Annotated in this window: 2 protein-coding genes; one reads left to right on the forward strand and one right to left on the reverse strand. The window is 40.9% G+C overall.

Going from position 1 to position 853, the window contains the following annotated elements:
* Window positions 1-584, forward strand: a 584-nt coding sequence (gene queG, locus ACS8FC_RS16085; protein ID WP_439297510.1) for a tRNA epoxyqueuosine(34) reductase QueG, incomplete at its 5' end; no start/stop codon positions are given.
* 140 nt (window positions 585-724) lie between these two features.
* On the opposite strand, the gene ACS8FC_RS16090 is transcribed toward queG, so the two are convergent.
* Window positions 725-853: LysM peptidoglycan-binding domain-containing protein (locus ACS8FC_RS16090; RefSeq protein ID WP_439297511.1), on the reverse strand; the 129-nt coding region annotated here is incomplete at its 5' end.

The raw sequence follows: 853 nt of genomic DNA on the forward strand, positions 1-853 counted from the left end.
AACAAGCTGGCTCATTCTTTGTGCTGGGTGAGCTGTTTTTAAGCTTAGAGCTGCCCGATGACCAACCTGTTAAAGAGCATTGTGGCAGTTGCAGTGCTTGTATTGATGTATGCCCTACCCAAGCAATTGTAGCGCCTTATGAGCTCAATGCTTCTGCCTGTATCTCTTATTTAACGATTGAACACGATGGTATTATTGATACCAAGTATCGACGCGCGATTGGCAATCGAGTGTTTGGCTGTGATGATTGCCAGCTGATCTGCCCGTGGAATCGTTATGCCAATCTGACTACCGTTGAGGACTTCGCACCAAGGCATGGGCTTGATAACAGCAGTTTGCTTGAATTATGGCAATGGCAAGAAGCGGATTTTTTGAAAAATACACAAGGAAGCCCGCTCAGACGCACAGGCTATATAAATTTTTTACGTAATATCGCGATTGGTCTTGGCAATGCCAATGCCAGTTTGGATGTGGTTGAGCAGTTAAAGTCTAAGCTCACCATACATAGTGCTATGCTCGACGAGCATATCGAGTGGGCCTTGGATGAGCAACAAAAAAAGCTGAAAGGCAACATCCAGTTCTAGATAGTTCAAGTATTCGCCACTATTAGAACTTAATATCTATTGCTATATCGTTTTAAATAACAAAAAAAGCCTCTTATAAGAGAGGCTTTTTTATCATCGATTTTTCGTATTGATTATTTATTGCTTGTATCATCGATTTATTACGGCTTAGGAATGCGTAACACTTGACCTGGATATATTTTATCTGGGTCAGATAGCATTGGCTTGTTGGCTTCAAAAATTTTCATATAATCGCCAGACTCACCATAAACATCTTTAGCAATCTTAGA

This window comes from Psychrobacter sp. 1Y4 (genome assembly GCF_051847555.1).